General features: G+C 70.7%; 27 protein-coding genes. 16 read left to right on the forward strand and 11 right to left on the reverse strand.

Going from position 1 to position 26,652, the window contains the following annotated elements; genetic code table 11:
• Nucleotides 1–168 precede the first annotated feature (168 nt).
• The 4 genes from OG766_RS20405 to OG766_RS20420 all read left to right on the forward strand — a co-directional run bounded on the left by OG766_RS20405 (nt 169) and on the right by OG766_RS20420 (nt 5,397).
• The gene (locus OG766_RS20405; protein ID WP_266381271.1) at nt 169–693 is read left to right on the forward strand and encodes a PadR family transcriptional regulator; all 525 of its coding nucleotides are present in this window, start codon (nt 169–171) and stop codon (nt 691–693) included.
• Nucleotides 690–1,370 carry an ABC transporter ATP-binding protein gene (locus tag OG766_RS20410; RefSeq protein WP_266381272.1) on the forward strand — a complete coding sequence of 227 codons (681 nt, stop codon included), beginning with the start codon at nt 690–692 and terminating at the stop codon, nt 1,368–1,370. The genes OG766_RS20405 and OG766_RS20410 overlap by 4 nt, the downstream gene beginning before the upstream one ends.
• Nucleotides 1,371–1,402: 32 nt before the next feature.
• Nucleotides 1,403–3,715 (forward strand): FtsX-like permease family protein, encoded by a 2,313-nt coding sequence (locus OG766_RS20415; RefSeq protein ID WP_328725930.1) that lies wholly within the window; start codon nt 1,403–1,405, stop codon nt 3,713–3,715.
• Nucleotides 3,716–3,849: 134 nt separating this feature from the next.
• Nucleotides 3,850–5,397: an APC family permease gene (locus tag OG766_RS20420; protein ID WP_266381274.1), complete on the forward strand. Its 1,548-nt coding sequence runs from the start codon at nt 3,850–3,852 to the stop codon at nt 5,395–5,397.
• 1 nt (nt 5,398) lies between these two features.
• Here the strand turns inward: OG766_RS20420 and OG766_RS20425 are convergent, their stop codons facing one another.
• Nucleotides 5,399–7,078, reverse strand: a complete 1,680-nt coding sequence (locus tag OG766_RS20425) for an alpha/beta hydrolase (protein WP_328725931.1) — start codon at nt 7,076–7,078, stop codon at nt 5,399–5,401.
• Between the two features lie 315 nt (nt 7,079–7,393).
• Between OG766_RS20425 and OG766_RS20430 the strand changes: the two genes are divergently transcribed.
• Nucleotides 7,394–7,825 (forward strand): PPOX class F420-dependent oxidoreductase, encoded by a 432-nt coding sequence (locus OG766_RS20430; protein WP_266381276.1) that lies wholly within the window; start codon nt 7,394–7,396, stop codon nt 7,823–7,825.
• A gap of 11 nt (nt 7,826–7,836) precedes the next feature.
• Here OG766_RS20430 and OG766_RS20435 read toward each other — a convergent pair whose 3' ends face one another.
• The 3 genes from OG766_RS20435 to OG766_RS20445 are packed head-to-tail and all read right to left on the reverse strand — an operon-like array spanning nt 7,837 to nt 10,469.
• Nucleotides 7,837–8,604, reverse strand: coding sequence for an SDR family NAD(P)-dependent oxidoreductase (locus OG766_RS20435; RefSeq protein ID WP_266381277.1), 768 nt, complete (start codon nt 8,602–8,604; stop codon nt 7,837–7,839).
• A 50-nt stretch (nt 8,605–8,654) separates the two neighbouring features.
• Complete coding sequence (locus tag OG766_RS20440) at nt 8,655–8,990, reverse strand: YnfA family protein (protein WP_266381278.1); 336 nt, start codon at nt 8,988–8,990, stop codon at nt 8,655–8,657.
• 30 nt (nt 8,991–9,020) lie between these two features.
• On the reverse strand, nt 9,021–10,469 hold the full coding sequence (locus OG766_RS20445) for an FAD-dependent monooxygenase (protein WP_328725932.1): 1,449 nt from the start codon (nt 10,467–10,469) through the stop codon (nt 9,021–9,023).
• 111 nt (nt 10,470–10,580) lie between these two features.
• Between OG766_RS20445 and OG766_RS20450 the strand changes: the two genes are divergently transcribed.
• Nucleotides 10,581–11,159: a TetR/AcrR family transcriptional regulator gene (locus tag OG766_RS20450; protein WP_266381280.1), complete on the forward strand. Its 579-nt coding sequence runs from the start codon at nt 10,581–10,583 to the stop codon at nt 11,157–11,159.
• Nucleotides 11,160–11,181: 22 nt separating this feature from the next.
• On the opposite strand, the gene OG766_RS20455 is transcribed toward OG766_RS20450, so the two are convergent.
• Genes OG766_RS20455 through OG766_RS20465 form a run of 3 tightly spaced genes read right to left on the reverse strand, consistent with a single transcriptional unit; the run spans nt 11,182 to nt 13,512 of the window.
• Nucleotides 11,182–11,916, reverse strand: coding sequence for a Mut7-C RNAse domain-containing protein (locus tag OG766_RS20455; RefSeq protein ID WP_266381281.1), 735 nt, complete (start codon nt 11,914–11,916; stop codon nt 11,182–11,184).
• Nucleotides 11,917–11,960: 44 nt separating this feature from the next.
• Entirely contained in the window at nt 11,961–12,506 is a 546-nt protein-coding gene (locus OG766_RS20460; RefSeq protein ID WP_328725933.1) for a GNAT family N-acetyltransferase, read from the reverse strand.
• A 49-nt stretch (nt 12,507–12,555) separates the two neighbouring features.
• On the reverse strand, nt 12,556–13,512 hold the full coding sequence (locus OG766_RS20465; protein WP_266381283.1) for a helix-turn-helix domain-containing protein: 957 nt from the start codon (nt 13,510–13,512) through the stop codon (nt 12,556–12,558).
• A 63-nt stretch (nt 13,513–13,575) separates the two neighbouring features.
• On the opposite strand from OG766_RS20465, the gene OG766_RS20470 reads away from it, so the two are divergent.
• Complete coding sequence (locus OG766_RS20470; RefSeq protein ID WP_266381284.1) at nt 13,576–14,142, forward strand: TIGR03086 family metal-binding protein; 567 nt, start codon at nt 13,576–13,578, stop codon at nt 14,140–14,142.
• Here OG766_RS20470 and OG766_RS20475 read toward each other — a convergent pair.
• Complete coding sequence (locus OG766_RS20475) at nt 14,063–14,608, reverse strand: hypothetical protein (protein WP_328725934.1); 546 nt, start codon at nt 14,606–14,608, stop codon at nt 14,063–14,065. The genes OG766_RS20470 and OG766_RS20475 overlap by 80 nt on opposite strands.
• A gap of 446 nt (nt 14,609–15,054) precedes the next feature.
• Between OG766_RS20475 and OG766_RS20480 the strand changes: the two genes are divergently transcribed.
• On the forward strand, nt 15,055–16,170 hold the full coding sequence (locus tag OG766_RS20480; RefSeq protein ID WP_328725935.1) for a magnesium and cobalt transport protein CorA: 1,116 nt from the start codon (nt 15,055–15,057) through the stop codon (nt 16,168–16,170).
• A gap of 137 nt (nt 16,171–16,307) precedes the next feature.
• Here OG766_RS20480 and OG766_RS20485 read toward each other — a convergent pair whose 3' ends face one another.
• Complete coding sequence (locus OG766_RS20485; protein ID WP_266381287.1) at nt 16,308–16,865, reverse strand: hypothetical protein; 558 nt, start codon at nt 16,863–16,865, stop codon at nt 16,308–16,310.
• A 126-nt stretch (nt 16,866–16,991) separates the two neighbouring features.
• Here OG766_RS20485 and hemL point away from each other — a divergent pair, with 126 nt between their 5' ends.
• The 8 genes from hemL to OG766_RS20525 all read left to right on the forward strand — a co-directional run bounded on the left by hemL (nt 16,992) and on the right by OG766_RS20525 (nt 25,253).
• On the forward strand, nt 16,992–18,308 hold the full coding sequence (gene hemL / locus OG766_RS20490) for a glutamate-1-semialdehyde 2,1-aminomutase (RefSeq protein WP_266381288.1): 1,317 nt from the start codon (nt 16,992–16,994) through the stop codon (nt 18,306–18,308).
• Nucleotides 18,305–18,997, forward strand: coding sequence for a histidine phosphatase family protein (locus OG766_RS20495; RefSeq protein ID WP_266381289.1), 693 nt, complete (start codon nt 18,305–18,307; stop codon nt 18,995–18,997). The genes hemL and OG766_RS20495 overlap by 4 nt, the downstream gene beginning before the upstream one ends.
• Before the next feature lie 116 nt (nt 18,998–19,113).
• Nucleotides 19,114–20,376, forward strand: coding sequence for a hypothetical protein (locus OG766_RS20500; protein ID WP_328725936.1), 1,263 nt, complete (start codon nt 19,114–19,116; stop codon nt 20,374–20,376).
• Between the two features lie 77 nt (nt 20,377–20,453).
• Nucleotides 20,454–21,056 carry a TlpA family protein disulfide reductase gene (locus OG766_RS20505; protein ID WP_266381291.1) on the forward strand — a complete coding sequence of 201 codons (603 nt, stop codon included), beginning with the start codon at nt 20,454–20,456 and terminating at the stop codon, nt 21,054–21,056.
• A 2-nt stretch (nt 21,057–21,058) separates the two neighbouring features.
• The gene (locus OG766_RS20510; protein ID WP_266381292.1) at nt 21,059–21,796 is read left to right on the forward strand and encodes a cytochrome c biogenesis CcdA family protein; all 738 of its coding nucleotides are present in this window, start codon (nt 21,059–21,061) and stop codon (nt 21,794–21,796) included.
• A gap of 3 nt (nt 21,797–21,799) precedes the next feature.
• On the forward strand, nt 21,800–23,605 hold the full coding sequence (gene resB, locus OG766_RS20515; protein ID WP_328725937.1) for a cytochrome c biogenesis protein ResB: 1,806 nt from the start codon (nt 21,800–21,802) through the stop codon (nt 23,603–23,605).
• On the forward strand, nt 23,602–24,684 hold the full coding sequence (ccsB, locus tag OG766_RS20520) for a c-type cytochrome biogenesis protein CcsB (RefSeq protein WP_266381294.1): 1,083 nt from the start codon (nt 23,602–23,604) through the stop codon (nt 24,682–24,684). The genes resB and ccsB overlap by 4 nt, the downstream gene beginning before the upstream one ends.
• A 38-nt stretch (nt 24,685–24,722) precedes the next feature.
• Nucleotides 24,723–25,253, forward strand: a complete 531-nt coding sequence (locus OG766_RS20525; protein ID WP_266381295.1) for an SRPBCC domain-containing protein — start codon at nt 24,723–24,725, stop codon at nt 25,251–25,253.
• Nucleotides 25,254–25,257: 4 nt separating this feature from the next.
• Here OG766_RS20525 and OG766_RS20530 read toward each other — a convergent pair whose 3' ends face one another.
• On the reverse strand, nt 25,258–26,187 hold the full coding sequence (locus OG766_RS20530) for an isopenicillin N synthase family dioxygenase (RefSeq protein ID WP_266381296.1): 930 nt from the start codon (nt 26,185–26,187) through the stop codon (nt 25,258–25,260).
• On the reverse strand, nt 26,177–26,647 hold the full coding sequence (locus OG766_RS20535; protein WP_266381297.1) for a nucleoside deaminase: 471 nt from the start codon (nt 26,645–26,647) through the stop codon (nt 26,177–26,179). Before OG766_RS20535 ends, OG766_RS20530 begins: the two co-directional genes overlap by 11 nt.
• Nucleotides 26,648–26,652: the final 5 nt, after the last annotated feature.

The following is a 26,652-nucleotide window of genomic DNA, read 5'->3' on the forward strand; positions in this document are numbered from 1 at the left end:
ACCCTGCGACTAGCGCACGAAGCCCAAGGGCGCAGTCATGAATCTCCAGATCAGATGCCGCGCGAGGTCCGACATTCACGTTCCCCGCAGCCCGGCCGGGGAGCGGCCCCATCGCCTGTGCGCGATCAACTGTGCATGCGGTATATACACCGCTTGTATAGTGCTCGCATGTCCATCGGCCACACATTGCTCGGACTCCTGGAGTCCGGCCCGCGTCACGGCTACGACCTCAAGCGCGCCTTCGACGAGAAGTTCGGTCACGACCGGCCTCTCGCCTACGGCCAGGTCTACGCGACGATGTCCCGCCTGCTGAAGAACGGCCTTGTCGAGGTCGACGGTGTCGAGGCAGGCGGTGGTCCTGAGCGCAAGCGGTACGCCATCACCGGAGCCGGGGTCACCGACGTCGCCCAGTGGCTCGCCACACCCGAGAAGCCGGAGCCGTACCTCCAGTCGACCCTGTACACGAAGGTCGTCCTCGCGCTGCTCACCGGCCGCAGTGCAGGTGAGCTGCTGGAGACGCAGCGTGCGGAGCATCTGCGGCTGATGCGTGACCTCACCCGTCGCAAGCAGGGTGGTGACCTGGCGGACCAGCTCATCTGCGACCACGCGCTGTTCCACCTGGAAGCCGATCTGCGCTGGCTGGAGCTGACCGCCGCCCGGCTCGACCAGCTGGCGAAGGAGCTCGCCAGGTGAGCGGGCCTCTGCTCACGGCGACCGCACTGCACAAGGTGTACGGGCCCACGACCGCCCTCGACGGTGCCGAGTTCGCGGTCGACGCGGGCGAGATCGTCGCCGTCATGGGCCCTTCCGGGTCCGGCAAGTCGACTCTGCTGCACTGCCTCGCCGGAATCGTCACCCCCGACTCGGGCGCCATCACCTACGACGGCCGTGAACTGTCGGCGATGAGCGACACGGAACGCAGCGCCCTGCGGCGCGGCGACTTCGGCTTCGTCTTCCAGTTCGGCCAGCTCGTACCCGAGTTGACCTGCGTGGAGAACGTCGCACTGCCTCTGCGGCTGAACGGCGTCCGCCGCAAGGACGCCGAGCGCAAGGCGGGGGAGTGGCTGGAGCGCCTGGAGGTCGCCGAGGTGAGGCAGAAGAGGCCCGGTGAGGTCTCCGGCGGTCAGGGGCAGCGCGTCGCCGTGGCCCGCGCGCTGGTCACGTCGCCGCGGGTGCTCTTCGCCGACGAACCGACCGGCGCGCTGGACTCGTTCAACGGCGAGCGGGTGATGCAGCTGCTCACCGCCGCTGCCAGGGACAGCGGTGCCGCGGTCGTCCTGGTGACCCACGAAGCCCGGGTCGCCGCGTACTCCGACCGCGAGGTCTCCGTCCGCGACGGCAAGGTGCGGAGCACGGTGGGTGTGGCGTGAGAAGGGTCCGTGCCTGGGTTCGTGATCTGGCGATGGGTGCCCGGTTCGCCGTGACCGGTGGCCGCCGGGGCTGGACCCGCACGATCCTCACCGCCGTCGGTGTGGGCCTGGGTGTCTGCCTGCTGCTGACCGCGGCCTCGGTGCCCCACCTTCTTGAGAGCCGTGACGACCGCGTGGAGGGCCGTTACGTCATTCCGGTCATGCACGGGGAGGCGAAGCCCTCCGAGCGTTCCTTCCTCTTCGTCGAGACCGAGACGCTCTACCGCGGGGACACGATCAGGGGCACGGTGTTGCGTCCCGACGGCGGGCGGGCCCCCGTGCCTCCCGGGCTGGCGAAGCTGCCGGGGCCGGGCGAGATGGCCGTCTCCCCGGCACTCGCGGATCTGCTCGCCTCCCCCGAGGGGGCGTTGCTGAAGGACCGCCTGCCGTACCGGATCACCGCCACCATCGGTGACCAGGGCCTGGTCGGCCCGAGCGAACTCTTCTACTACGCGGGCAGCGCCAGTCTCCAAGCCGCTTCCAGCGAGCGTTCCGACGGCTTCGGCTCGCCCATGGGCAGCGACCCGATGAACGCGGTTCTCCTGCTCGTCATCGTGATGGCCTGCGTGGTCCTGCTCCTGCCGGTGGCCGTGTTCATCGCCACCGCCACGCGCTTCGGCAGCGAGCAGCGTGACCGGCGGCTGGCCGCGCTGCGTCTGGTCGGCTCCGACCGGGCGATGACGCGGCGGATCGCGGCCGGTGAGTCGCTGTGCGAGTCGCTCTTCGGACTGGTCGCGGGCCTCGGCATCTTCATGCTCGTACGGCAGTTGGCCGGCTCGGTGACGGTCTGGGGCGTCAACCTGTTCCCGTCCGACCTCATGCCGAACCCGGGCCTGGCCGCGCTGATCGCCGTCGTGGTGCCGGCCTGCGCGATCGCGGTCACGCTGTTCACCCTGCGCGGCGTGTCGATCGAGCCGCTCGGTGTCGTACGGAACACGGCTCCCCGGCGGCGCCGGCTCTGGTGGCGTGTGCTGCTGCCGGTCGCGGGGCTCGCCCTGTTGCTGCCCCTGGCCGGCCAGATCGACATGAACGACTCCGACATCGCCTCGTATCAGATCGTCGGCGGCTCGCTGCTGCTGCTGCTCGGGATCACCGCGCTGCTGCCGTGGCTGGTGGAGGCCGTGGTCGGCCGGCTGCGCGGAGGCCCGGTCTCCTGGCAGTTGGCCGTGCGGCGGCTCCAGCTGAGCAGCGGCACGGCGTCCCGTGCCGTCAGCGGCATCATGGTCGCGGCGGCCGGCGGGATCGCGCTCCAGATGCTCTTCACCTCCATGCAGAGCGACTTCATGAAGCCGACCGGCATGGACACCGCCCGCGCCCAGCTGTTCACGTCCGTGCCCGGTGCGGACGGCACCACCAGCCGCGAGATCATCGAGAAGTACGCGGCGACCAAGGGCGTCACCGGCGTGATCGGCACCATCGAGGCCTACGCCGAACGGCCCGGGCCGCGGCGATCCGGCGAGTCCTACATCCCTACGGCCGGCATCACCGTGGGCGACTGCCCGTCACTGCGGGAGCTGGCGAAACTGCCCTCCTGCAAGGACGGCGACGTCTTCATCGCCAGTAAGCACGGCAAGCTGCGGCCGCCGGACGAAGATCCGGCACAGCCCGGCGCGCAGGTCGACCTCCACACGCGGTACGGGGCGGTGAAGGAGACCGAACCCGAGCTGTGGCGCATCCCGGCGACTGCCGAGGCGGTGGACACCCGAACCCACCCGATGGGGCGGATGGACATCACCGGCATTCTGGCCACGCCGTCCACCATCGACGTGTCGAAGCTGCAGGACCCCACGACCACGGCGATGATCCGGCTCGACCCGAAGGTCCCGGACGCGGCCGAGCACGCCCGCAACACCGCGGCCGCCATCAACCCCGTGACCGACGTCCGGACGATGCAGAACTTCGAACGGGACAGCCGGTATTCCAGCGTCCGCACCGGGCTGTTCGTCGGCGCCGCCGTGACCATGCTGGTGGTCGCCGCGTCCATGTTCGTCTCCACCGTCGAACAACTGCGGGAGCGCAGACGACTGCTGTCGGTACTCGTCGCCTTCGGCACCCCACGCGCCACCCTGAGCTGGTCCGTGCTCTGGCAGACGGCCGTACCCATCGTGATGGGACTCGCCCTCGCGATCACCACCGGCATCGGCCTCGGCCTCGCGCTGCTGAGGATGATCGACAAACAGGTCACCGACTGGTGGGCGTTCCTGCCCGTCACAGGAGTCGGCGCCGGCCTCATCCTGCTGGTCACGGCCCTCAGCCTGCCACCGCTGTGGCGCATGACCCGCCCGGACGGACTGCGCACGGAGTGAGAAGCCGCAACGACGTCATCGGTGAGCCCCCGGACGGAATCCGTCCGGGGGCTTTCCTGCGCGCCGGATCCCGCGGGGGTGCGGATCCCATGGACGTGTCGCACATGAAGGAAACGTGACATACAGGGCGCGAAGTGGACACTGGTCGGGCTCTGCCGTGGTGTTCCTGCCCGGAGGGCCTGACCGAGGGCGAGGTGGCCGAGGTGGCCGAGGTGGCGGAAGCTTCGACGGGCGGCACGGACGACGGCGACCGGTCCGTCGAACTCGGGGGCTACCAGCAGGAGCTGAAACGGACGCTCGGCTCCTTCCAGGTATTCGCGATCTCGTTCGCGTTCATCTCGGTGGCCGTGGGCATCTTCGCGACGTACGACGAAGTGCTGGTGACCGCGGGACCGGTCGGGATCTGGCTCTGGGTCATCGCGGCGGTGGGGCAGAGTCTGGTGGCGTTGGTGGTCGCGCAGCTCGCGGCCCGCATCCCGCTCAGCGGCTCCTCCTACCAATGGGCCTCACGGCTGGCCAGCCCGAAGGTCGGCTGGGGGTTCGGCTGGCTGACCTTCTGCTACCTGGCGATCGGCGTGGTGGCGGTCGACAACGCGCTGGCGAGTCAGGCGTTCATGCCGCTCGTCGGCATCGAGCCGGACGAGGGCACCGCACGTCTGATCACCCTTGCGGTGCTGCTCGTCCAGACCGTGATCGCCGTGGCCTCGACACGCATCGTCAGCCTGATCAACACGGCCGCGGTGGGCCTCGAACTGGCGCTCGTCGTGGTGGTGGCGATCGCGCTCGTCATCGCCGTGGCGATCACGGGCAACGGTGCGGCCGGCAACCTCACCTCGCGCGGTGTCACCGAGAGCGCACCCGACTACTTCGCCGTCGGAGGCGGGCTGATGCTCGCGATGATCATGGGCCTCGCCACGCTCGTCGGCTTCGACTCCGCGGCGAACCTGGCCGAGGAGGCCAAGGATCCCTACCGCAGCGTGCCGCGCGCGATCGTGGGGTCGGTCGTGGCGGCCGGGCTCCTGGGGATGCTGTTTCTGATCACGCTCACCCTCGCGATCGACGACATCCCCCGGATCAGCGCCGACGGCTCGCCGGTCGCGGCGATCATGCGGGATCACCTCGGTCCGGCGATGGAGAGGACGCTGCTGGTCGCGATCACGTTCGCGTTCTTCGGCGCCGGGATCGTGGTGATGGTCTCGTGCGCGCGGCTCGTCTTCGCGATGTCGCGGGACTCACGCTTCCCCGCGCACCGGTTGATGCGGCGGGTCAACCCGCGCACGCGGACGCCGATCCCGGCGACGATCCTGATCTTCGTCCTCGGGGTCGTTCTGATGGTCGTGCTGCCGGGAGCCGCGCTGCTGGAGCTGATCACGGCGTCGACGATCCTCCCGGCGATCACCTACGGCTCGACGATCGTCCTCTACCTGGCGGTGCGCAAACGACTGGACCGCCGGAAGGGTGCCTTCGACCTCGGGCGCTTCGAGCTGCCGATCGCGATCTGCGCGCTGGTGTGGACGCTGATCGCGCTGTTCGTGCTGGTGGCACCCCGGGAGGCGCTCGTCTCCGTCGTGATCGTGGTCGGGCTGCTCCTCGTGGGCGGGGTGTTCTTCCTCGGCATGCTGAAGTTCGACCGCGCGGCGCTGGAGTCCGAGCCCGGGGACGTCAGCGCCTTCCGGCACTGACTCACGGGCGACCGTCATGGCGGGGGACGAGGCCGGCCAGCGCTCCGCCGCCGGTGGCGACGCCGCCGCTGGGTCTGGGGGCGGAGAAGGGGGGCGTGTCCTGCCGGCACCTCGTTCCGGCCGGCGGGAGGGTGCCGTCGACGAGGTAGCGGCTCTCGTGTTCCTTCACGCAGCTGCTGGGGTTGATCAGCGCGGTGTGCCCGTACCCGTCGTGGGTGAGCAGGCGGGCGTCGGCCAGTTCCTCGGCCATGGCCCGCGCGTCCCGGTAGGGCGTGGCGGGGTCGTAGGTGGTGCCGACCACCAGGACGGGGTGCGCCGTCGGCCTGTTCCACGGGCCGCGGTAGCGGTGGGCGGCGACCGGCCAGGTGGCACAGGGTTCCGAGGCCCAGGTCCAGAAGCGGCCGGCGTCGCCCGCGCGGACGGCGGCGGCCTCCGCCAGGGCGTCGTAGACCGCGGGGTCGCGCGGATTGGGGCTGTCGGAGCAGAGCACGGCACCGGCCTGCTCGTCGCCGAGGTACGGATTCGGATGCGGGACCGGCGGCGGGGGCGGCAGCGGGGCCGGTTCCGGGGCGCGGCCCTGCCACAGGTCCTGCAGCTTGTCGGCGAGGGACGTCCATCCGGGGTGGACGACGTAGAGGCTGTTCACCGTGTCACCGACCGTACGGCCGTAGGTCCACGCACCCACCGGGTGCGTCCGGAGGCGCCGCATCAACTGGTCGAACTTGTCCCGTGTCGCTTTCGGGCCGCCGGCGGAGAAGGCGCAGCGGGCGGTGGTGGCGGAGCCGCACAGGGCGAGGAAGCGGTCCAGGGTCGCGGCCGCGCCGGCGTCCGCGCCCATGCGCAGGAACGTCGGGAGCCGGGGGTCGGCGTCGGACGCGTGGTTCGTCCACGCCAGCGGGTCGATGTTGCTGTCGAGGACCATGGCGCGGACCCGGGCGGGAAAGAGGTTGGCGTAGGTGGCGCCGAGGATCGTGCCGTAGGAGATCCCGAGGTAGGTGAGTTGCGGGTCGCCCACCGCGCGGCGGAGCTGGTCGAGGTCGCGAGCGGTGTCGTCGGTCGACACATGGCGCAGAAGCTCCGGGTCACGCTGCTGACAGCCCCGGATCAGTTCCTTGTACGCGGCGATCCAGGCCGCCCGCTGCTGCGCGCCCACCGGGAAGCCCGCCGGTTTGCCCGACGTCCAGGCCTCGGCCTCCTTGGTACTCGCGAAGCAGTTCACCGCGGTGCTGTTGCCGATTCCGCGTGGATCCCAGCTGACGACGTCGAACCGCTCCCGTACCTCCCGCGGGAAGAGCTCGTAGTTCTGCGGCATCTGCACCGTTCCCGGGCCGCCGGGGCCGCCGGGGTTGAAGAACAGGGTTCCGATGCGCCGTCCGGGGCCGGTCGCCTTGTGCTTGATGACCGCCAGCTCGATGGTGCGGCCTCCGGGATCGCGGTGGTCCAGCGGCACTTTCGCGGTCGCGCAGTCGAACGGACTGCCCTGGACGCACGGTTTCCAGTCCAGCGTCGGTGCGGGCACCGAAGGCGTCGGCGCGCCGTCCGCCACGGCACGGTCCGGGCCGGTCAGCACCGTCGAGCAGGTCACCACGGCGGCGATGAGCGCGGCACAGCGGCGACGGCCCTTCACGGGCGCGGATATCGGTGCGGGTGCGGGTGCGGGTGCGAGTGCGGGGTCGGACATCGGTCCGGATATCGGTCCAGGTATCGGTCCGGGTACGGGCATGGTCGTTCCTCCACGGCCGAGCGTCCGATGCCACCCCTGCGCTGGACGTCGGCACGCGTCGGTGTCCACGACATCGCGGCCGGAAAGCGTGCGCGAGCCGGCAGCAGCCGAATGGCTGGGCTGCTCCCGCCGGGGCCGTCGAGACCCGTGCTCCGGGGCACTGATCCCGAGCGGGCCGCGCTCGGCCTTCGGCCGGTACGGGACGTCCTCGCCGGCCGCGCCGGGAACAGCCCGCGAGGAATAGCCCCTGCCCCTCGGAGACTTGGCCCTTACATGACCACCACACCGTTCAACCCGCGCTCGCTGCTCGCCGAAAGCCGGCTCGGTGTCCTCGCGACGATCAAGTCGGACGGCCGCCCCCAGCTCTCCCCCGTCATGCCCTTCTACGACCAGGAGGCCGACGTCCTCTACGTCTCGATGACCGAAGGACGCGCCAAGACGGCGAATCTTCGCCGGGATCCACGAGCCGCGCTGGAGGTCACCGGCCCCGACGGCTGGTCGTGGGCCACGGCGGAGGGCGTGGCGACGCTCACCGGACCGGGGACCGATCCCCACGGTCCCGAGGTCGAGGCGCTGGTGGAGTACTACCGGCACGCCGCCGGGGAGCACCCGGACTGGGACGAGTACCGGTCGGTGATGGTGTCCGAGCGCCGAGTGCTCATGGTGATGCCGGTCGACCACGTGTACGGCGCCAGCATCCGCTGACGGAGGTCAGCTCACTGTTCGCGGTGGACCTTGGCGTTCGAGGCCTGGGCGCGGGGGCGGACGATCAGGAGGTCGATGTTGACGTGGGACGGGCGGCTGACGGCCCAGGTGATCGTCTCGGCGACGTCGTCGGCGGTGAGGGGCTCCGCCACGCCCGCGTACACCTTGGCGGCCTTCTCGGTGTCGCCGCGGAAACGGGTCGTCGCGAACTCCTCCGTCCTGACCATCCCGGGGGCGATCTCGACGACGCGGACCGGTGTGCCGACGATCTCCAGGCGGAGGGTCTCGGCGAGGACGCGGGCGCCGTTCTTGGCGGCGACGTAGCCCGCGCCGCCCTCGTAGGTGGCGTGGCCCGCGGTGGAGGAGAGGACGACGACCGTGCCGTCCCCGCTGGCGGTGAGGGCGGGGAGCAGCGCCTGTGTGAGGTTGAGGGTGCCGATGACGTTGACCTCGTACATCTGGCGCCAGTCGGCCGGGTCGCCGGTCGCGACCGGGTCCGCGCCGATCGCTCCGCCCGCGTTGTTGACGAGGACCTTGACCGGGCCGGCGCCGTCGAGGGAGGCGGCGAGGGCGTCGACGGCCGCACGGTCGGTGACGTCGAGGGTGCGGGCGGTGGCGCGGTGGCCCGCGTCGGTCAGTTCGGCGGCGAGGGCCTCGATACGGTCCTTGCGGCGGGCGGTGAGGATCACGTGGTAGCCGGCCGAGGCGAGTGCCCGCGCGGTGGCGGCGCCGATTCCGCTGCTCGCTCCGGTGACGACGGCGATGGGCGTGGCGGTCATGACGGCTCCTCGGTCAACTGATCGATACCAGAAATCAGGATAGGCAACAGTCAGCGGCCGCGCGGCGCGTACATGATCACGGCCATTCCGGCCAGGCAGATCAGGGCTCCGGCGATGTCCCAGCGGTCGGGACGGTAGCCGTCGGCCACCATGCCCCAGACGAGTGAACCGGCCACGAACACCCCGCCGTAGGCGGCGAGGACCCGGCCGAAGTCGCCCTGCGGCTGGAACGTGGCCACGAACCCGTACGCGCCCAGCGCGATGACGCCGGCGCCGATCCAGATCCATCCGCGGTGCTCACGCACGCCCTGCCAGACGAGCCAGGCGCCGCCGATCTCGAAGAACGCGGCGACGGTGAACAGGAGCGCGGAACGGGCGACGAGCATGGGGGCAGCTTGCCATGGTGCTCCGGGCGGTCAGTCCTTCGCCCAGGCGATGTATCCGTCCGGGCGGACCAGCAGGGCCGCGCGGTGCGGGGTACGCCAGTGGGCCAGGGTGACGGGGCCCGGCGCGGCGGGCGCCGCGGGCGGTGCCGCGTCCACGCCGTCCGGGGTGACCAGGACGAACGCGCCCCTGCGCAGCAGTTCGTAGAGCCGGCCCTCCTTGAGGTCCAGGTCGGGGGCACGCCTGCCCGTCGTCCGGTGGGCACCGCGCCTGCCGCCGCTGCCGTACGAGATGCCGATGCCGGAGACCATGCCCATCGCCTTGTCGGAGGCCGGACGGACCGTGTCGAGGAATCCGGCGACCAGGGAGCGGAACAGACGCCTGGCCGGCGTGTGCGCCATGGCGAGGCGGACGATCGCACCGCTGCTGCGCAGCACGGTCGCGCCGACCGGATGCCGCTCCGACTGGTACGTGTCGAGGAGCGCGTCGGCGGCCGGCGCGTGGCCGTTCAGCACCGCGGCGAGCTTCCAGGACAGGTTCGCCGCGTCCTGCATGCCCGTGTTCATGCCCTGGCCGCCGGCGGGGGAGTGGACATGGGCCGCGTCCCCGGCGAGGAAGACCCGGCCCTTGCGGTACTCCGGCACCTGGCGCTCGTCGCTGTGGAAGCGGGACAGCCAGCGGGGGTCGCGCATGCCGAAGTCCGTGCCGAAGGCCTGGCGCGCGATGTCGCGCACCTCCTCCAGGTCCAGCGGCTCGCTCTCCGGGACCTGGTGGCTGCGCCGCCAGGCCATCACGCGGTACCACCCGTCGCCGAAGGAGGCGGCGACGGCGAACGCGTCCCCCGTGCCACCGGCGAAGAGCGGGCTCTTCGGCTCCTGTGCGAGGCGGACGTCCGCCATGGCCATGGAGCGGATGACCGACCCACCGGGGAACGGCAGGCCCAGAGCCGTGCGCACGGAACTGCGCACCCCGTCCGTGCCGACCAGGTAGCGGGAGCGCAGCGTCGCGTCCCGGCCCTCCTCGTCGCGCAGCTCGGCCGTGACCGAGCCGTCGTCCTGCCGCAGACCGCGCAGCTCCGTGCCGTACCGGAACGCGGCCCCCGCGGCGAGCGCCCGGCGCTTCAGCAGCCGCTCGACCTCGTACTGCGGGGTGATCAGCAGATAGGGGTAGCGGGTCCGCAGGCGGGAGAGGTCGAGGGCGAGCCGGCCGAAGAACTGCAGACGCGTCATGGGCGTGCCCCTGCTCACCAGCTCGTCCGCGAGACCGCGGGCGTCGAGCAGCTCCAGCGTGCGGGCGTGCACACCGAAGGCGCGGGTCAGATTGCTCGTCCGCTCCGGGCGGCGCTCGACGACGGTGACCCGGACTCCGGCGGTGGCGAGGTCGCCTGCGAGCAGCAGGCCGGTCGGGCCCCCGCCGACGACGGTGACGTCGGTGGCGTGGGTGGTGTGGGTGGTGCGGTCGGAGCTGGGCTTGCCGGTCATGACAGCCTCCTGCCAACGCGTGTAGGTCAACGCTTGTGTGCCAACGCTTGTAGGCAAAGCTACGCTCGCCGGATCTGGAGTGTCAACGCTTGTTGGCCTACAGTTGTTGGCATGAGTTCGGAAGCAGCTGCCGCCGCCCCCCGCCGTTCGGACGCGACCCGTGCCGCGATCCTCGAAGCCGCCCGGGAACGCTTCGCCGCGGACGGGTACGAGCGGGCCACGATCCGGGCCATCGCCAAGGACGCCGGAATCGACCCGTCGATGGTGATGCGCTACTACGGCAACAAGGAGGGGCTGTTCATCGCCGCTTCCGAGATCGACCTGCGGCTGCCGGAGCTGGGTGCCGCGCCCGGCCGCGACGTCGGCGCGGTGCTCGTCTCCCACTTCCTCGACCGCTGGGAGGACGACGAGGTGCTCACGGCCATGCTGCGCGTGGGCGTCACCAACACGGCGGGTGCCGAGCGCATGCGGCAGGTGTTCAGGTCGCAGCTGCTGCCCGTCGCGGCCGGGGTCTGCCCGGTGCCCGAAGAGGTCCCGCGCCGGGCCGCGCTCGCCGGCTCGCAGATCCTGGGGATGGCTCTCGCCCGCTACGTTCTGCGGATCCCGCCGGCCGTCGACATGACCAAGGACGAAGTGATCGCCTGGCTGGCCCCCACGATTCAGCGGTACCTGACCGCCGAGAAGCCGTAACCGCCCGAGAAGCCGTAACCGCTCAGGCGGCCGCGCCGCCGAACTCGCGCAGCGCGCCCTCGACGATCGCCTCCAGGCGGGCGTGGTGGGCTCCTCGCCAGTAGACGCGCTCACACGCGGTGCACTGGGCGAACACGTCGTACGAGCGCTGGGTGCCCTGCTCCAGTTGGTGCTCCACCGCCTCCTTGTCCGTGTCCGCGAGCGGGCCGTTGCAGGCCGTGCAGCGGGTCCACGGTGCGAGGGCGGGCGCGAACCGCTGGAGCACGTCACGGAGCTGGTCGTCGGGGCGGTCGCTGTACACGTACGCACCGGCCCACAGCTCTCGGCGGCGCAGCAGCCCGCGGTCCCGGGACAGCATCACGCGCCGCTCCCGTGCCGAGAGCGTGGCCAGTGCCGCGTCGCCGATGTCCTCGCTCTCGTAGGCCGCGTCGACACCCAGGAGCCGCAGGCGCCGGGCGAGGGTGCCGAGATGGACGTCGAGCAGGAAGCGGAGCGGGGCGCCGGGCACGGACTGCGGGCGCTCGAAGCCCAGGACCCGCACCTGTTCGCCCGCGGCGGGAATGTGCGACGCCTCGACCCGGGCGCCGTCCACCAGCAGTCGCCCGGCCTCGGTGAGCGGGACCCCGAGCGACTCGACGACGTGGCCGAGGGTCGAGGAGCCGTCGGTGACGAGGGGCGTCCGCCCGTCGCGGCGCTCCGCCGCGACGAAGAGCCGCAGCTCAGGGGCGAAGCTGATGTGGATCTCCGGTCCGTTCACGCGGCCAGCATCCCATCGGGCGGACCGTCCCAGCCAGGGAGATATCAGGACGCCGCCGTGGCGTCCGTCCCGCCGAGGTCGAAGCGCCAGTCGTTGCTGCGCAAGGGCGTGCCCGGCGGATACTCGAAGTCGCACTCCCCGAGGAGCGTGAAGCCCGCCTTCCGGCACACCGCGTTCGACGGCACGTTGTCCACGGACGGAAAGGCGTGCAGATGGCGGTGCCTGTGCGCCGCGCGGGCCTCCTCGATGACGGCCAGGGTCGCCGCCGTGGCGACGCCGCGCCCCTGGAAGCCGGGGAGGATGCTCCACCCCGTCTCGTACACCTGCACGCCGCGCCAGGTCTTCTCCCAGAAGCCGATCGATCCGGCGGCCTCGTCGCTCCCGTCGGTCAGCACCACGCGGTACATCCGCCCCGCGCCGGTCCCGTCCGCGCTCAGGGCCACGTACCGCTTGTGCCGCTCGGCCAGCTTCGCGTCCGACTCCGGACCGCCCAGGTGCACCATCGACTCGGGCGCGTTGATGGCCCGGAGCAGCTCGAAGTCGTCGTCCGTCCAGGGCTCGATCCGCACAACCCGCGTCGTGTCGTCCATGCCCGGCACCGTACGCCCCGGGACCGACAACGCGCCGGGAAAGCGGTCCTCACCTGGGCGTTCGCGTTGCCGCGTAGGCCGTTGGCGGCACGCCGACCGTCGAGGTGAAGTCCCGTACGAGGTGGGCCTGGTCGCTGTAGCCGAGTTCGGCGGCGAGCGCGGCCCAGTCCGGCTCGCCGCGCCCGACGCTGCCACCGCGCACGCCGCTCCCGTCGTCCTTGACGCCTTCGCCGCTTCCGGTGCCGGAAACGGCGGAAGCGCGGCTTTCCGCCTCGGCCCGCTCCAGGGCCTCATGCACGCGGTAGCGCAGGATGACCCACTTGGGTCCGACTCCGACGTACTCCGCGAAGAGCCGCTGCAGGGTCCGCGCCGACACCCCTTCCGCCGCGGAGAGTTGGGCGACCCGGCGGATCGCCCGGTCGGTACGGACCTGCTCGACCAGCGCCATCGCCCGCTCGGCCTGCGGATCGGCCTCCGGCCCGAGACCGAGCAGGAAGGCGTCGAGCGCCGCGACGCGCGCGTCCTCGTCGTCCGGGAGCACGATGGCCGCGGCGTCCGCCGACGCGAACACCTCGTGGTCCGGCACCTGGCGGCCCGTCCACTCCGACACCGGCCGCCCCGGCGCGAACGGCCGGAAGCCGCCGGGCCGGAACTGCACGCCGCAGACCCGCCCCCGCCCCTCCAGCTTCCTCGTGAAGAGTCCGAGGCCGATGCCCGCGACCTCGCCCCAGGGCCGCTCGTCCCCGTATCGCTGGAAGACGGCGTTCACGGACGGATGAGGCACCACATGGGTGACGTACGGCTCGGCCAGGTCCCAGTCGATCAGCCAGTAGTGCTCCAGGTACGGCCGCAGCGGCGGGGCCGGCTCGCGGCGCCGGAAGCGGACGTGGGCGAAGAGGTCCGGGGCGTCGACGATCCCACGGGTGTCGCGGCGCGGCCCGTCCGCCGGCCGAGGTCCCCGTCCTCCCCGTGCCTCCGTCGTCCACGGCTCGCTCCTGCTCACCATGTCCGGATCCTATGTCGCGTTTCTTCAAGACACAGCGGCCCCGCGACTGCCAGCGTCGCGGGCATGAAGGCCATCAGTGAACTGCTCCGAGCCACGACCGCGCGTGCCCTTCCCGTCGTCCGCGCGGTGACCGCCGACAAGCTGACCGCTCCGACCCCGTGTCCCGAGTACGACGTACGCGCCCTGATCAACCACCTCCTCCACGTGGTGGTCAACTTCCAGGCGCTCGCCGCGAAGAAGGACTCCGACTTCTCCACGACGCCCGACCGTACGGCGGGTGACTGGCAGGCCCTCTTCGCCGACGAGACCTCCCGTCTGGTCGAGGCATGGGCCGGGCCGGGGGCCGAGGAGGGCACCACGGGGTCGCTCGGCCTTCCGGCCAGGACCGTCGGGTTCATGGTGCTGGGCGATCTGACCGTGCACGCCTGGGACCTCGCCCGGGCGACCGGACAGCGCTACGACCCCGATCCGGACGTGGTCGCCGAACTGGGCCCGGCGGTCGAGGCGATGGCGCCGATGGCCAGGGAGTGGGGAGCGTTCGGCGAGGCTGTCAGGGTGCCGGCGGACGCGTCCGTGTTCGCGCGGGTGCTGGCGACGACGGGTCGCGATCCGGGCTGGAGTCCGCGCTGATCCCGCTGATCCCGCTGATCCCGCCGGTTCCGCTGGTTCCGCTGGTCCCGTTCAACCCGCCGACCCCGCTGACGTGCGCGCCGACGACGGCGTGTGCGTCAGCGGACTCCTGGTCGCCGGTCCGGACGCCGTCCGCGCAGACGCGGTCGCCCGGGCAGACGCCCTCGCCGCAGCCGCCGTCCGTGCACGTGCCGTCGTACAGACCCGCGAGCCGTGCGTACGCCTCGTCCACGATCTCCTCGGCCGCCACGAGCATCTCCCGCTCCGCGCGCCAGGCACCGACGTGCGCGCCCGTGTGCGCGTACGGATACGCGTACGGCCAGGCATCCGGGCGCATACCCGGACGCGCGTGCGACGAGGGGGCCGCCACGCGCCTGCGTCGCCGCCACCAGCTGTCGCACACCGCGTAGACACCGCTCGCGCAGACCGTCAGGGGGATGCACAGGACCAGCAGGACGTCACCCACGCCGGACCCTCCTCGGGGAAGTCGGAATCTCATGACTCGGCTGTCACGACACGGCTGTCACGACACGGCTGTCACGACGCGCCGGTCACGACAGATCGGTGCGACACGCCAGTGCGACACGTCGGTACGTACTCACGACGGGCGCATTCCGGACATCGGCAGTCGCGGTGCCCGGCTGGAGTTAGTTCACCGTTCAAAAGAATGTCCGGCAAGCAGGCGTGCCGATCACCGAAATCGCGAGGGACGCAGGATCACCGCAGGACCCTCACGGGACTTTCGCCGTGACGAATCCCTCCGAAAGAGATTCCTCACGCATCTCCGGCACAGGGAGCCCGGCGGCACCCGAAGCCCGGGCCGACATTCACGGCCGACATTTACAAGCGACTTCCCGTTCGGGAGGCTGGCCTGAGAACCACCCCAAGTCCGCCCGGGAGTCCGTGTTGTCGATGATCCGCAACCTCCGCCGTGCCGTACGCCGCGCGTATCGCCGTACGGTCGACCTGAGCCACCCGGCGCGGTCGCCGCTCGGCAGCGCCGTCGTCAACTGTGTGGGCTACACGGACGGGGTACGGCAGGCAGGGAGCTGTCCGGCCGAGGAGGCGCTGCGCCGCGTGCGTAAGGAGAACAGCGCCGATCCCGCCGGCAGCAGCTTCGTCTGGATCGGGCTGCACGAGCCCACGCACGAGGAGTTCACCGGGCTCGCGGAGCTGTTCGGTCTGCATCCGCTGACCGTCGAGGACGCCGTCAACGCCCATAGCCGGCCGAAGGTCGTGCGCTACGACGACACATTGCTCGCGGTCTTCAAGACGGTCGGGTACGCCGAGCACGACCAGCTGACCGCCACCAGCCAGGTCGTGGAGACCGGCGAGATCACCGTGATCACCGGCCGGGACTTCGTGATCACCATCCGGTACGGACGGCACGGCTCGCTCGGCCCGCTGCGCGAGGCGCTGGAGACCGTACCCGACCAGCTCACCAAGGGTCCTTCCTCGGTGCTGCACGCGGTGGCCGACTTCGTCGTCGACGAGTACCTGGCCGTCGCCGACGCCGTACAGGACGACATCGACGCGGTCGAGACGGCCGTCTTCTCGGAGCACGCGGGGCGCGGTGACGTGGGCCGCGGTGAGGCGGGGCGGATCTACCAGCTCAAGCGGGAACTGCTGGAGTTCAAGCGGGCCGTGTCCCCGCTGAACCGCCCTCTGGAGTCGCTCGCCACCCAGCCCGCCCTGCTGATCGCCCCGGAGATACGGCCGTACTTCCGCGATGTCTCGGACCACCTCGCCCGGGTCAACGAGCAGATAAACGAGTACGACTCGCTGCTGGACTCGATCCTGCAGGCGCATCTGGCACAGATGACGGTCGCCCAGAACGAGGACATGCGGAAGATCACGGCGTGGGCGGCGATCGTGGCCGTCCCGACGATGGTCTGCGGGGTCTACGGCATGAACTTCGAGCACGTACCCGAGCTGCGCTGGACCTATGGCTACCCGGTCGTCCTCGGCGTCATCGCCGTCTCCTGCTTCGTGATCCACCGGGGCTTCCGGCGCAACGGCTGGCTCTGACGGCCCTCCGCGCCATGCCGGCCCTCCGAGTCATGCCAACCCTCTGCGTCATGTCAGCCCTCACCGGCATGAAGGCCCTCACCGGCAGGACAGGGGCGGGGCCGGAACACCCCGCCCCACTGCGCAGGCAGCTCCGGTCAGGGCCACACCAGGCAGTACGGCTGATGGCCCGCCTCGTGCAGCCGGTGGCTGAAGTCCTGCCACTCGTGCAGCAGCTGGTACACGTTGAACGCGTCCCGCGGGCCGCCGCGGTCCGGGACGGTCGACCAGATGAAGGCCGCCGCGCCCACCGATTCCTCGCCGATGCCGCGCAGGGGGTCGACAACGGTCATGGGGAGCTTCACCACGGCGTAGTCCGGGTGGAGGACCACCAGCTCCAGCGGGGGCACCTTGTGCAGCGGCATGCCCTGAATACCCGTGAGCACCATCGCGGCTATGGTCTCCGGCTTGATCTTGGTGAACATTCCACCCATGCCGAGCTCGTCGCCGCCCAGCTCCTCCGGGCGCATCGAGATCGGCACGCGGGCAGCCGTGGCGCCATCGGGTGCGCCGAAGTATTTGTACGTCACCCCCATGCCCCGGCCACCCCTGCTCTCCACGGGCTCACGCGCCTCGTGCCGCCGGTGCCTCCCACGCCGGGCAGGCTCGGGACCCAGGTCGTCGGTCCCCTCGCCCAGTCCGCCACCGCGATGCATATCTCCACCCGACTGCTTTTAGGACGCACAGCGCCGGCCGCGCAACCCGATCATCGTGACAGTGACCTCCCCCACGGACGTGCTGTGAAACACCTGTCCGCAAGAACGTCGCGTGCCTCTGACACCATGGATTCCGTGAGCTTTCCCTATGACGCCCCAGTTTCGCAGACGCTTTTCGACCGCGCGTCCCTCGTGACGCCCGGCGGCGTGAACTCTCCTGTCCGTGCCTTCCGCGCCGTGGGGGGTACACCCCGGTTCATGGTGTCCGGTACCGGTCCGTATCTGACGGACGCGGACGGGCGCGAGTATGTCGACCTCGTGTGCTCCTGGGGTCCGATGATCCTCGGGCACTCCCATCCCGAGGTCACCGCGGCCGTGCAGGACGCCGTCTCCCGAGGCACCTCGTTCGGCACGCCGGGAGAAGGAGAGGTCGCGCTCGCCGAGGAGATCGTGGCACGGGTCGCCCCGGTCGAGCAGGTGAGACTCGTCTCGTCCGGCACGGAGGCGACCATGTCGGCGATCCGGCTGGCGCGCGGTTTCACCGGGCGCGCCAAGGTGATCAAGTTCGCCGGCTGCTACCACGGCCATGTGGACGCCCTGCTGGCCGCGGCCGGTTCCGGGGTGGCGACCTTCGGGCTGCCGGACACCCCCGGGGTCACGGGAGCGCAGGCGGGCGACACGATCGTGCTGCCGTACAACGATCTGGAGTCGGTCCACGCGGCCTTCCACGCGCACCCGGGCGAGATCGCCTGTGTGATCACGGAGGCGTCGCCGGGCAACATGGGCGTGGTTCCGCCGCTGCCCGGTTTCAACCAGGGCCTCAAGGACGCCTGCGCCAAGAACGGCGCGCTGTTCATCTCCGACGAGGTCATGACCGGTTTCCGTACGTCGAAGGCCGGCTGGTACGGCGTCGACGGCGTGACCCCGGACCTGATGACCTTCGGCAAGGTCATGGGCGGCGGCTTCCCCGCCGCGGCGTTCGGCGGCCGTGCCGACGTCATGGGCCATCTCGCCCCGGCCGGGCCGGTCTACCAGGCGGGCACCCTCTCCGGGAACCCGGTGGCGACCGCCGCGGGCCTCGCCCAGCTGCGGCTCCTGGACGACGCGGCCTACGAGAAGGTCGACGCGGCCTCCGCGCGGATCCGGGGTCTCGTCACGGACGCGCTGGCCAAGGAGGGCGTCGCGCACCGGCTGCAGACCGCGAGCAACATGTTCTCCGTGTTCTTCACCGACCGTGAGGTGCGGGACTACGAGGACGCGAAGAAGCAGGAAGCCTTCCGCTTCAACGCGTTCTTCCACTCGATGCTCTCCCAAGGTGTCTACCTTCCGCCGTCCGCGTTCGAGTCCTGGTTCGTGTCGACCGCCCACGACGACGCCGCGATCGAGCGGATCGCCGCCGCGCTGCCCGCCGCCGCCCGCGCCGCCGCGAAGGCCACGGCATGACCGGTTCGGGGATCCATACGGAAACGACGGTCGTCCATCTCATCCGGCACGGCGAAGTGGAGAACCCGGACGGCGTTCTCTACGGGCGGCGGCCGGGCTACCACCTGTCCGAGCTGGGACGACGGATGGCCGACCGGGTCGCGGAGCACCTCGCCGACCGCGACATCACGCATGTGGTGGCCTCTCCGCTGGAGCGTGCCCAGGAGACGGCGGCCCCGATCGCCAAGTCGCACGGTCTGACCCTGGACACCGACGAGCGGCTGATCGAGGCGGCGAACGTCTTCGAGGGCAAGACCTTCGGCGTGGGCGACGGTGCGCTGCGCAAGCCGGGCAACTGGAAGCACCTGACCAATCCGTTCCGGCCGTCCTGGGGCGAGCCGTACATCGACCAGGTGGCACGGATGCTGGACGCGCTGGGCACCGCCCGGGACGCGGCCCGCGGCCATGAGGCGGCCGTGGTCAGCCATCAGCTGCCGATCTGGATCGTGCGCAGCCATGTCGAGCAGCGACGGCTCTGGCACGACCCGCGCCGCCGGCAGTGCACGCTCGCGTCGTTGACGACCTTCACCTATCAGGGCGACAAGATCGTCTCGGTCGGATACTCGGAGCCGGCGCGTGACCTCGTTCCCGCGCATCTTCTCGCCGGTGCCAAACCGGTCAAGGGAAAGTCAAAAGCCTTTGGCGCATAGCCATCTGGCTGTCCAGCACATTCCGTGTTAGCCCCTGGAACCTTCCCGTTCCGCACGCCATCTCACTTGATGGCGGTACGGCTGCGGCGAACGCGACAGGGAACGGGATGGTCGGCATGCGCAACATCACTCGAAGGGGCGTGCTGGGAGCGGGACTCGGCGCCGCAGCGGCGATCGGTGTCGCAGGCTGCGGCACGGGCTCGGGCAACGGAAAGCCGGGGAAGGGCAGCGGCGGCGCCGACGGAGGAAACGGGGGCGGCGGTGACGGCAAGGGCCAGGGGCCCCAGGAGAAGCCGGCGCGCCTCATAGGCGACGGTTCGACGGCCGACACCGGAAAGCAGCCGCACCAGCCCGAGGCGCCGGTACCGCTCGCGCCCGGTCAGGCTCCGCCGCAATTCGTGATCTTTTCGTGGGACGGTGCGGGCGAGGTCGGCAACGGCCTTTTCCCGCGGTTCCTGGAACTCGCCAGGAACCATGACGCGGCGATGACGTTCTTCCTCTCCGGCCTCTATCTGCTGCCGGAGTCGAAGAAGTCGCTCTACCGGCCGCCGAACAATCCCGTGGGCGCTTCCGACATCGGCTATCTCACCGACGGGCACGTCAAGGACACGCTCAAGTACGTCCGGCAGGCCTGGCTCGAGGGACATGAGATAGGCACCCACTTCAACGGGCATTTCTGCGGCGGATCGGGTTCGGTCGGGAACTGGACGCCCGCGCAGTGGGAGAACGAGATCGACCAGGCTGTGTCCTTCGTCACCCAGTGGAAGACCAACAGCGGCTGGACGGACCTCGACCCGCTGCCTTTCGACTACGAGAAGGAACTCGTCGGCGGCCGCACCCCCTGCCTGCTCGGCCAGGACAAGCTCCTGCCGACCGCGAAGAAGCTCGGCTGGCGCTACGACGCCAGCTCGCCCGGCGGCCGCCAGATGTGGCCCGACAAGCGCGGCGGCGTGTGGGACCTGCCGCTGCAGGCGCTCCCCTTCCCCGGGCACTCCTTCGAGGTGCTCTCGATGGACTACAACATCCTCGCCAACCAGTCGGGGAATTCGACCAAGGGTGTGCCGTCGCGCTATCCGGGCTGGCGGAAGCAGGCCACCGAGGCCTACGTCAGCGGATTCACGCGGGCGTACGAGTCGAATCGCGCGCCGCTGTTCATCGGCAACCACTTCGAGCAGTGGAACGGCGGTATCTACATGGACGCCGTCGAGGAGGCCCTGAAGACCATGGCCGGGAAGAAGGACGTACGGCTGGTGTCGTTCCGGCAGTTCTGCGACTGGCTGGACGTCCAGGACCCGAAGATCCTCACCAAGCTCCGTACGCTGGAAGTCGGACAGTCCCCGGCAGGCGGCTGGAACACCTTCCTCAAAGCCACCGCTTAACCTCTGTTGACAAGGGGCGTTACGGGCAGCAAGGGGGGCGCCCAAGATCTCCTGATCCCCCATGCGAAACTTTTCACATGACCCTTGCCCGTGCCCCTCGTAGCACCCTGCTCGCCGTCGGCGCCCTCGCGGCCGCACTGACGCTGTCGGCGTGCACCGGCGATTCCAACGGCAAGTCCGGCGGCGGTGGTGACACCAACTTCGTCACCGGCACCGGCGGCATCTCGACCGTCGCCAAGGGCGAGCGCAAGGCGGCCCCGGCACTGACCGGTGAGGACCTCACCGGCAAGCCGCTCGATCTCGCCGACTACAAGGGCAAGATCATCGTGATGAACCTCTGGGGCTCGTGGTGCGCGCCCTGCCGCGCCGAGGCGCCGTACCTGACCAAGGTCGCCGAGGAGACCAGGAGCAAGGGCGTGGAGTTCGTCGGGATCAACACCCGCGACCCGCAGACCAGCCAGGCCCTCGCCTTCGAGAAGGACTTCAAGGTCGGGTACCCGAGCTTCCACGACCCGACCGGCAAGCTGGTCCTGAAGTTCCCCAAGGGCGATGTCAATCCGCAGGCCATTCCGACCACGCTCGTCATCGACCGTGAAGGAAAGATCGCGGCGCGCGCGCTGATGCCGATCGACGACAAGCAGCTGCGCTCCATGATCGACCCGCTGGTCGCGGAGAAGTAGGGATGAACGAGACGGTCTTCAGCGGTGCGCTGCTGCTCGCGCTGCCCATCGCCGTACTCGGAGGACTCGTCTCCTTCTTCTCGCCCTGCGTGCTGCCGCTGGTGCCCGGCTATCTGTCCTACGTGACCGGGGTCACCGGCACCGACCTGGAGCAGGCCCGGCGGGGCCGGATGGCCGCCGGGGCCGGGCTCTTCGTCCTCGGCTTCTCCGCCGTCTTCATCTCCGGCGGGGCGCTGTTCGGCTACTTCGGCTGGACGCTCCAGGAGCACCGGGAGACGCTCACCAGGGTCCTCGGCGTGCTGATGGTCCTGATGGGCGTCTTCTTCATGGGGCTGATGCCGTTCCTCACCCAGCGTGAGTTCCGCTTCCACAAGCGACCCACGACGGGGCTCGTGGGAGCGCCGGTGCTCGGCGCGCTGTTCGGCATCGGCTGGACCCCGTGCATCGGCCCGACCCTCGCGTCCGTCCAGGCGCTCGCGGCCCAGGAGGCCAGCGCGGGCCGGGGGGCGCTGCTGACCGCCGCGTACTGTCTGGGCCTGGGCCTGCCGTTCGTCCTCGCCGCCGTCGCGTTCCGCAAGGCGCTCGGTGCGTTCGGCTGGGTGAAGCGGCACTATGCCTGGGTGATGCGGATCGGCGGCGGCATGATGATCGTGACCGGCCTGCTCCTTCTCACAGGTATGTGGGACATCCTCGTGCAGGACATGCAGAGCTGGTCCAGTGGCTTCCAGGTGGGAATCTGATCCATGAGCAAGACCGAGACGACGACGGAGACCACCGACACGCCGGGGACCACCGACGCGCCGGAGACCACCGACACGGACACCGGCGGCCAGGAGGCGGCGGGTGACCTCGGCAGCGCCGGGGAGCAGCTCTCCACCGCCCCCCAGGAACGTGCCGTACCCGGCTCGTTCGGCGGACCGCGCGCGCCGGGCGCCGGCGGCGCCCTCGCCTGGGCCGGCCGCGAGGTCCTCGGCTGGACGCGCTGGTTCTGGCGGCAGCTGACCTCGATGCGGGTCGCGCTGATCCTGCTCTTCCTGCTCTCCCTGGGCGCGATCCCCGGATCCCTCATCCCGCAGGACAGCGTGGACGAGGTGAAGGTCCGCACCTGGAAGGCGAACAACGAGTTCTGGACGCCGGTCTTCGAGAAGCTCCAGCTTTTCGACGTCTACAGCTCGGTGTGGTTCTCCGCGATCTACATCCTGCTGTTCGTGTCGCTCATCGGCTGCATCGTCCCGCGCACCTGGCAGTTCACCGGCCAGCTGCGCGGCCGCCCGCCGGGCGCCCCCAAGCGCCTCACCCGGCTGCCCGTCTACACCACCTGGCGCACCGGGGCCGAGCCCGAGGCCGTGCGCGAGGCCGCGCTCGCGATGCTGAAGAAGCGGCGGTTCCGGGCCCATGTCGCCGGGGACGCGGTCGCCGCCGAGAAGGGCTACCTCCGTGAGGTGGGCAACCTCCTCTTCCACGTCGCCCTGATCGTGATGCTCGTGGCCTTCGCCGCCGGGCAGCTCTTCAAGTCCGAGGGCGGCAAGCTGATCGTCGAGGGCGACGGCTTCGCGAACACCCTCACCCAGTACGACAACTTCAAGTCCGGGTCGATGTTCAGCGTCGACGAGCTGCCGCCGTTCAGCTTCACCCTCGACCGGTTCACGGGTACGTACGAGCCCAACGGCCCGCAGAAGGGCACCCCGCGTACCTACGAGGCCGCGGTGACGTACACCAAGGGCACCGAGGGCGAGGAGCAGAAGGGCCTCATCCGCGTCAACGAGCCCCTGGAGATCGACGGCGCCAAGGTCTATCTGCTCGCCCACGGCTACGCGCCCGTCGTCACCGTCCGCGACCGCAAGGGCGACGTCGTCTACAAAGCCGCCGTGCCGCTCCTTCCCGTCGACAGCAACGTCAGCTCCACCGGCGTCATCAAGGTGATGGACGGCTACCGGGACAAGGCGGGCAAGAAGGAACAACTGGGCTTCCCGGCCTTCTTCGTGCCGACGTTCGCCGGCAAGGGCCAGGGCCAGATGTTCTCCGAGTTCCCGGCCCTGGTGTTCCCGGCGCTCAACCTCAGCGCGTACCACGGCAGTCTCGGCGTCGACTCCGGCGTTCCGCAGAACGTGTACCAGCTGGACACCCGCAAGATGAAGCCGTTCAAGGACGCCAAGGGCGGCGTGTTCAAGCAGACCCTGCTCCCCGGCGAGACGATGAAGCTGCCCGACGGCGCCGGCTCGATCACCTTCGAGAAGGAGATCAAGGAGTGGGCGAGCTTCCAGATCTCCCAGCAGCCGGGCAACGGCCTCGCCCTCTCGGGCGCCATCGCCGCCATCGCCGGACTCGTCGGCTCGCTGTTCATCCAGCGGCGCCGGGTCTGGGTCCGCGCCGTGCGCGGCGAGGACGGCGTCACAGTCGTCGAGATGGCCGGCCTCGGCCGGAGCGAGTCCGCGAAACTCCCCGAGGAGCTGGCCGATCTGGCCGTCACCCTCAACGCACAGGCGCCGACCGCGCCCGATCCCGCAGATCCCGTCGATCCTGTTCCCGCCGAAGGGGCTGAGAAGTGACTCTCGCCGCCGCCACCAACGAGAGCCTCGCCGAGTTCAGCAACGTGCTGATCTACTCGGCGATGGCCGTCTACACCCTGGCCTTCCTCGCGCACATCGCCGAGTGGACCTTCGGCAGCCGCAGCCGCGTCGGCCGTACCGCCGCCGCCCTCACGAACGGCACCGCGGCCGCCGCAGCACCGAAGATCCAGGTGGCGCGGAAGGGCGGCGGCACCGCCGTCCTGGAACGCCCGAAGGTCATCACCCGGTCCTCGGCCGGCGCCCGGGACGTCCCGGACGGCCCCGGTGCCGCAGGCGGCGACCAGCAGGGCGACATGTACGGCCGGATCGCCGTCTCGCTGACCGTCCTCGCCTTCCTCGTCGAGGCCGCCGGCGTCATCGCCCGCGCCGTGTCCGTGCAGCGCGCCCCCTGGGGCAACATGTACGAGTTCTCCACCACCTTCTCCACCGTGGCGGTCGGCGCGTACCTCGGCTTCCTCCTCGCCAAGAAGAACGTCCGCTGGATCGGACTGCCGCTCGTCACCTCCGTCCTGCTGGACCTGGGCATCTCCGTCACCTGGCTCTACACCGAGAGCGACCAGCTGGTCCCGGCGCTGGACTCGTACTGGCTGTGGATCCACGTCTCCACCGCGATCTTCTGCGGCGCCGTCTTCTACCTGGGCGCGGTCGGTACCCTGCTGTACCTCTTCCGGGATTCGTACGAGAACAAGCTGGCGAACGGCGGCAACCCGGGCTCCTTCGCCCGCTCGGTGCTGGAGCGGCTGCCCGCCGCGGCGTCCCTCGACAAGTTCGCGTACCGCATCAACGCCGCGGTCTTCCCGCTGTGGACCTTCACGATCATCGCCGGGGCGATCTGGGCCGGCGACGCCTGGGGCCGCTACTGGGGCTGGGACGCCAAGGAAGTCTGGTCCTTCATCACCTGGGTGGCGTACGCCGCGTATCTGCACGCCCGCGCGACCGCCGGCTGGAAGGGCCGCAAGGCCGCGTACGTCGCGCTGATCGCCTTCGCCTGCTTCCTCTTCAACTACTACGGCGTCAACCTCTTCGTGAACAGCCTCCACAGCTACGCGGGCGTGTAAGGGTCGCGTTCCCGGCGGCGACGGGCGACGCTGGTGCCATGACGGAAGCGATCCCCTACGGCACCGGCGAGACCCGCGACGGCGACGACGGCACGACCCACGTCCTGCACTTCGTGCTGCATCTGCCGCACCCGGTGGTCCGGGTCTGGGCCGCCGTGGCCACACCGGAGGGCCTGCCGCAGTGGCTGGCCGCCGCGGACCTGCTGGAGCCCCACCTGGGCGGCGGAGTGACACTGCGTTGGCTGAACGCCGAGAGGGAGGGAGCGGGGACCGTGGTCTCCGGGCGGGTCACGGCCTGGGACATGGAGGCCGTCGCCGAGTACACCGTGGAGGTCCACGGCCGGGTCCGGTTCCACATGGAGCCGGCGCCCGCCGACTCCCTCGCGACCGTGCTGCGCTTCACCAACGAGTTCACCGGCTCCGACGAACAGCGCCTCGACAACCTGGCGGGCTGGCACCAGCACTTCGAGTACCTTTCCGACGCGCTCGACGGCCGCCCGGCGGACTGGGCCGCCTGGACGCCGGACCGCTTCCAGCACCTGCGCGCCGAGTACGCCGGCCGCCGGTGACCCCTCAGTCGGCGGTGATCGCGTCCAGCTTGGCCCGCAGATACGTGTGCGAGTCGGTGCCCCGGACGTCCGTGCCCGGATCGCACTCGTAGAAGTAGACGAGCGACATCAGCTCCTCGGCCGGCTCGTCCGCGGGCGGCGGCAGCACGCGGTGCCGTCCCGAGCACCAGCGGCCGTCCGTCCACCGGGCCATCAGATCCCCGATGTTGACCGTCAGCGCGTCCGGTGCGTACGGCGCGTCCTCCCAGCCGCCCTCGTCCGTGAAGACCTGGAGGCCGCCCTTGCCGGTCTGCCGGTCGAGGACGGTGACCGTGCCGAAGTCCGTGTGGGGACCGATCCGGAACTGGCCGGGCCGCGGCTCACCGACGGTGTCCCGGCCCGGGTACCAGTTGATGTTGAAGCCCCAGGTCGGATGGGCGGTGTGCCGGGTGAAGAAGTCCTCCGGCTCGCCCAGGGCCACCCCGAGCAGTGCGAGCAGCCGGTCCGACAGCGCCCGCATCTGCCGCAGGTACGCCTCCACGGCAGGGCGCAGCTCCGGTACCTCCGTCGGCCAGGTGTTCGGCAGGAACCACTCCGCGTCGACCGCCGGATCGCCCGTCGGCCCGTCCGCCGCGAACGACAGCGACTCCTTCAGGTCGGGCGGCGTCCGAGTGCCCTCCGCGTAGCCGTTGGCCTCGGCCCCGGGGCCGAGCCAGCCACGGCCGCCGACCTGCACCGCGTACGGTTCCTTCGCGGTCGGCGGCAGCCGGAAGAAGCCGCGCGCGAGCTGCCGGATCTCCGTACGCAGACCCGGGTCCACCCCGTGGCCGGTGACCAGCAGAAAGCCGGCCGTGCGCAGGGCCTCGTCGACGGTCGCGGCCAGACGGGCGCGGGCGGCGGGGCCGGCGGAGAGCCATGGGCCCAGGTCGATCACGGGGATGCGGTCACGCGTCATGGCCGGTGTCCTCGCTGCCGATGTCCTCGTACCACAGGTCCGGACGCCCGCTGATGAACTCCCGCATCAGCTCCGTGCACTCGGGGTCGTCCAGGACCACCACCTCCACGCCGTGCGCCGCGAGCCAGCCGTGGGCGCCGGAGAAGGTCTCGGCCTCGCCGACGACGACCCGGGGGATGCCGAACTGCCGCACCAGCCCGGAGCAGTACCAGCAGGGGGAGAGGGTGGTGACCATCGTCGTGTCACGGTACGAGCGCCGGCGTCCCGCCGCGCGGAAGGCGGCGGTCTCCGCGTGCAGCGACGGATCGTCGTCCTGGACGCGGCGGTTGTGCCCGCGGCCGAGGAGACCGCCGTCCGGGCCGTACAGTGCGGCGCCGATCGGGATGCCGCCCTCGGCCAGGCCCGTGCGCGCCTCGTCGAGCGCGGTGGACAGCCACTGCCGTGCCAGTTCCCGGTCCATGGGCT

It is taken from the genome of Streptomyces sp. NBC_00259, from assembly GCF_036181745.1.
GTDB classification, from domain to species: domain Bacteria; phylum Actinomycetota; class Actinomycetes; order Streptomycetales; family Streptomycetaceae; genus Streptomyces; species Streptomyces pratisoli.

Excerpts from the sequence above, each read along its gene's own strand:
- OG766_RS20405 (WP_266381271.1), top strand. The coding sequence starts at position 169 with ATGTCCATCGGCCACACATTGCTCGGACTCCTGGAGTCCGGCCCGCGT.
- OG766_RS20415 (WP_328725930.1), top strand. The coding sequence starts at position 1,403 with ATGGGTGCCCGGTTCGCCGTGACCGGTGGCCGCCGGGGCTGGACCCGC.
- OG766_RS20425 (WP_328725931.1), bottom strand. The coding sequence starts at position 7,078 with ATGTCCGACCCCGCACTCGCACCCGCACCCGCACCCGCACCGATATCC.
- OG766_RS20430 (WP_266381276.1), top strand. The coding sequence starts at position 7,394 with ATGACCACCACACCGTTCAACCCGCGCTCGCTGCTCGCCGAAAGCCGG.
- OG766_RS20435 (WP_266381277.1), bottom strand. The coding sequence starts at position 8,604 with ATGACCGCCACGCCCATCGCCGTCGTCACCGGAGCGAGCAGCGGAATC.
- OG766_RS20440 (WP_266381278.1), bottom strand. The coding sequence starts at position 8,990 with ATGCTCGTCGCCCGTTCCGCGCTCCTGTTCACCGTCGCCGCGTTCTTC.
- OG766_RS20445 (WP_328725932.1), bottom strand. The coding sequence starts at position 10,469 with ATGACCGGCAAGCCCAGCTCCGACCGCACCACCCACACCACCCACGCC.
- OG766_RS20450 (WP_266381280.1), top strand. The coding sequence starts at position 10,581 with ATGAGTTCGGAAGCAGCTGCCGCCGCCCCCCGCCGTTCGGACGCGACC.
- OG766_RS20460 (WP_328725933.1), bottom strand. The coding sequence starts at position 12,506 with ATGGACGACACGACGCGGGTTGTGCGGATCGAGCCCTGGACGGACGAC.
- OG766_RS20465 (WP_266381283.1), bottom strand. The coding sequence starts at position 13,512 with ATGGTGAGCAGGAGCGAGCCGTGGACGACGGAGGCACGGGGAGGACGG.
- OG766_RS20470 (WP_266381284.1), top strand. The coding sequence starts at position 13,576 with ATGAAGGCCATCAGTGAACTGCTCCGAGCCACGACCGCGCGTGCCCTT.
- OG766_RS20480 (WP_328725935.1), top strand. The coding sequence starts at position 15,055 with ATGATCCGCAACCTCCGCCGTGCCGTACGCCGCGCGTATCGCCGTACG.
- OG766_RS20485 (WP_266381287.1), bottom strand. The coding sequence starts at position 16,865 with ATGCATCGCGGTGGCGGACTGGGCGAGGGGACCGACGACCTGGGTCCC.
- hemL (WP_266381288.1), top strand. The coding sequence starts at position 16,992 with ATGGATTCCGTGAGCTTTCCCTATGACGCCCCAGTTTCGCAGACGCTT.
- OG766_RS20495 (WP_266381289.1), top strand. The coding sequence starts at position 18,305 with ATGACCGGTTCGGGGATCCATACGGAAACGACGGTCGTCCATCTCATC.
- OG766_RS20500 (WP_328725936.1), top strand. The coding sequence starts at position 19,114 with ATGCGCAACATCACTCGAAGGGGCGTGCTGGGAGCGGGACTCGGCGCC.
- OG766_RS20505 (WP_266381291.1), top strand. The coding sequence starts at position 20,454 with ATGACCCTTGCCCGTGCCCCTCGTAGCACCCTGCTCGCCGTCGGCGCC.
- OG766_RS20510 (WP_266381292.1), top strand. The coding sequence starts at position 21,059 with ATGAACGAGACGGTCTTCAGCGGTGCGCTGCTGCTCGCGCTGCCCATC.
- resB (WP_328725937.1), top strand. The coding sequence starts at position 21,800 with ATGAGCAAGACCGAGACGACGACGGAGACCACCGACACGCCGGGGACC.
- OG766_RS20525 (WP_266381295.1), top strand. The coding sequence starts at position 24,723 with ATGACGGAAGCGATCCCCTACGGCACCGGCGAGACCCGCGACGGCGAC.
- OG766_RS20530 (WP_266381296.1), bottom strand. The coding sequence starts at position 26,187 with ATGACGCGTGACCGCATCCCCGTGATCGACCTGGGCCCATGGCTCTCC.
- OG766_RS20535 (WP_266381297.1), bottom strand. The coding sequence starts at position 26,647 with ATGGACCGGGAACTGGCACGGCAGTGGCTGTCCACCGCGCTCGACGAG.